The sequence below is a fragment of the Mesobacillus sp. genome (assembly GCF_049588175.1).
Lineage (GTDB): Bacteria > Bacillota > Bacilli > Bacillales > Cytobacillaceae > Mesobacillus.
In genome coordinates, this window is the sequence record NZ_JBAVFI010000623.1 from 1 (window position 1) to 3,290 (window position 3,290).

At 44.2% G+C, this 3,290-nt stretch carries 3 protein-coding genes; all 3 read right to left on the minus strand.

What is annotated here, in order from left to right; translation table 11 throughout:
- On the minus strand, nt 1-313 hold a 313-nt coding region (locus tag WB217_RS15055; protein ID WP_423994057.1), incomplete at its 3' end, for an ethanolamine ammonia-lyase light chain EutC.
- Between the two features lie 17 nt (nt 314-330).
- A complete protein-coding gene (locus tag WB217_RS15060) occupies nt 331-1,689 on the minus strand; it encodes an ethanolamine ammonia-lyase subunit EutB (RefSeq protein ID WP_423994058.1) in 1,359 nt (452 codons plus the stop codon).
- Nucleotides 1,690-1,929: 240 nt separating this feature from the next.
- On the minus strand, nt 1,930-3,290 hold a 1,361-nt coding region (locus tag WB217_RS15065), incomplete at its 5' end, for a SagB family peptide dehydrogenase (protein WP_423994059.1).

Below are 3,290 nucleotides of genomic sequence, written 5' to 3' on the forward strand. Positions count from 1 at the left end.
GGAAAACGGCATCTTGCGCAGCGGCGTGATCAATTCGGAAATCGAGATAGTCTTTTGTCTTCATCCTCGTTCCTGTTCGTCCAATCCCAATTCGTGCTGGTGTAATCGATCTAGCTCGCTGGATCATTTCCCGATCAACCGGGTTATCTACCCCAACATTTTTATCTTTCTTGTAATCAATCACCTTTTCGCTGGTTGGATAATTAATCTTTGATTCTGGTATTTTGGTAAAGGTTTTTGCGCTATTCGTTTGCTGTGTACCCTTTTTCTCAAGCTCATCCATTACTTGTTTTACAATTGCAGATATATCCATATGTGGTTCCTCCTTTCTTATTTAAAAATCGACAGGTCGCCTGCTTTTTCAGTCAAACGCCCATTTTTCATGATTCCCATTTTTTCAAGCCATTCCTCAAACTCACGGAGCGGTCTTAGACCTAACATTTCGCGCAAGCTGGCGTCGTCATGGTAACTTGTATCCTGGTAACTCAGCATAACATCGTCCCCGCCAGGAACACCCATGTAGAAGTTTGCGCCAGCTAGTGCTGTCAGCATTCCAGCGATTTCCTGATCATTCTGGTCAGCTTGCATATGGTTTGTATATGTTGGCGCGATTCCCATTGGCAGCCCATGCATTTTTCCCATAAAAAGATCCTCTAGATCTGCTCGGATTACCTGCTTCCCATCATAAACGGTTTCAGGACCAATGAAACCTGAAACATTATTGACCATAAACGGCTTCCAGTGGCGGGCATATCCATAGGTTCTTGCTTCAAGAGTCTGCATATCGACACCTAGATGTGCATCAAGAGAGACTTCTGAGCCCTGTCCCGTTTCAAAGTACAGCTGATTCGGTCCTGTTGATGTACCATACTTCGCCATCAAAGCGTGGGCCTCATCGATGATCTCCTTCGACACTCCAAAATCTTTATTCGCTAATTCTGTTCCTGCAAGGCTCTGGAACATTAGCGCGACAGGTGCACCTTGTTTCAATGCCTCCATCTGAGTGGTGATATGTGCAAGCACACAGTTTTGCGTCGGAACTCCCCACTTTTGAATAAAATCATGAGACATTTTTAAAAGGCGTGTGACGGATTCGACGGTATCATTATTCGGGTTGATGCCGATAACCGCATCCCCTGAACCGTACGACAAACCTTCCATCAAGGAAGCCATGATTCCTTCCGGATTATCTGTAGGATGGTTGGGCTGGCAGCGGAACGCCAGTCTTCCCTCTTCTCCAATCGTCGTATTGCAATGTGCGGTTGGCCTGATTTTTTGTGACGCCATGACCAAATCGATACTGGACATCAACTTGGCAACACCCGAAATCATTTCACTTGTTAATCCTTTGCTGAGGCGCAGCAGTTCCGAGCTCTTTGTATCGTGAGAAAGGATATAGTCTCGCAGTTCACCAACTGTCCAGGCCTTGATTTCATTGTAGATGAATTCGTTCAGGTCATCATAGATCACCCTTGTCACTTCATCTTCTTCATAAGGAATCACTGGATTTTTATAGATTTCTTCCAGCGTTGTCTCACTGAGAACAACCTTTGCTGCCATTCTCTCAAGAGATGATTCAGCAGCCAGCCCAGCCATTTTATCGCCAGACTTTTCTTCACTAGCCTTAGCCAATACATCTTTAATAGAGGCAAACGTAAAGGTTTGGTTTTTCAATGTGCATTGATACATTATGTACTCCCTCCTCTTCCAAAAATAAGAAAGCGCTTACTGCCCTGGGAAAACAAAAAGGTGCCCTCCTGAATAAGCATCATCGCACATTCAGAAAAGGCACCTTCACCCAGACTATTTACTTTTTTATCATTATATCAAAATGCTTTTGTAAAAGGTAGAGGATTTTTATTTTAAATAATAACATGGGGACGGTTCTCGTGTTCCCAAAAGGAACATGGAACCGTCCCTATGTTCACCTTAGCTCTGCAAACTCCCCTTCAACCAAGGCCGATGCCGGTAAAACCCTATCGGTATTTGAATTAAACTCGTTTTCCCATTTGAATCCATCTTGTAAACTTCATCACTTAACTTCGTATCAAACCCAAGGAGCGGATGCCCCCCCATCCCGAGTGCTGATGAAGTGATCAGTAATCGCTGGACGAGCATGCCGGCTTCCATTTGCATAATGCGGTAGCCTCTATACCCCAATGTATCTTTATTAAAATCCTTGCTTCCAACCACATGCATGCATATAGGTACCTGGAGCAAATTCACATTATCAAGTGACAATCCTGATTGTAAATGAAGTCGGTGATCACCTTGATTTATGTCATATAATTCATGTTTCGTACTGTCATAAAAATAAGCGCCGTTTGGAACTCCCTCAACATTATAAAAGCAGCCATATATTGAAACACGCGATTCATTGCTTATATAGGCTTCATCGAGGTCGTTTCGGTAAGTGAATGATGCGGTTGTTTCCTGCAGCAGTGTAGCTAGCTGCTCGTGACTTACCTTACCTAATACAAAATCCAGTTCCGGGGAAAATCGCTTTTTACATACTTCTGCTAAATCATATGAAATTGGTTCTACCTTAGGCAGTTTTATTGCTGGGTCCTCATATTCTTTTTCATGAGACTGTTCCCGAATCTTCTGAAACAAGCTGGTTGAACCAAACATGGATGCTCGATTCACTTCAATTAACCTAGGATACTCTTTAACCAGTCGTGAGCGTTCATAGTTTTCTGGGTATATAGGAGGCAGCTCAAGTTTCAATTCTTCAGCCGTTAGATCCTCATCTATTTCTCGTCCGTTTGTGCTCCAGTTTGTCGGTTCTACTGAGAGCGGGATGATCGAATACGCGCTCTCCTCCTGGTCAGAGAGTCCTAGAAGGTGATTGATTGCCGAATCAAGGTATTGATAGTACACCCCTGATGCGAAGCCAAACCGCTTTGCTGTCTCGAGTAATTGTCCCATCAGAACACCGGCATCCAACCCTTGCAGGCGGTACGCGAAGTTATTGTATTTAAAGTAGTTTTTCCAAAACATTGTTGATACAAAGGCCGTGCCAAAACAGGAAGAAACATCGCAGCGATTGTCAAGAGCTCGCTCTATATAAGAATCGAAATTCCCTTCACGGAGCAGTTCGAGACGGTGATGTGCCGGGTCATAATGGTACACCCCATCTGGCAAACCCTCTACCTTTAAATACATATACAATTCGTTTGGATACAGCGCCCCGCCCGAAGCTGCAAACCGCCGATAAGTTTGCATTGGGTATGATTCGTTCTCTAGTGCATCCTCTGGATACACAGACTGGCTCACCTGGCTCATGCCAT